Annotated in this window: 1 pseudogene; it reads right to left on the bottom strand. The window is 44.9% G+C overall.

Features of this window, described 5'->3' with window-relative positions:
• Nucleotides 1-276, bottom strand: a pseudogene (locus AC6CH7_RS26530) (hypothetical protein); the annotation flags it as partial.

Below are 276 nucleotides of genomic sequence, written 5' to 3'. Positions count from 1 at the left end.
ATGACCACCCCGGTTAAAAGTAACCGCCTTCTTTACCCGGTAGATCGCCGCTTGTATGGCTAATCTGCGGTGTAAAAACTCTTCCTTGTTACCAATAGTATGTTCATGACTTCCGATTTTAACGGTAACGGGGTGTTCGATAGATAAGGATGCCTCAGCAATGACAGAAGTATCCAAATGATGTTGCTCCTTTTCAATCTCAATGGCGGCCAGCAAAAAGATTTTACCCTGATCCAGTTGGATATGGCTGGCACGAAGTTTTAGGGTGCCATTCAG

The sequence above is a fragment of the Pedobacter sp. GQ55 genome (genome assembly GCF_059758925.1).
This window is presented reverse-complemented; position numbering and strand designations above follow the sequence as displayed.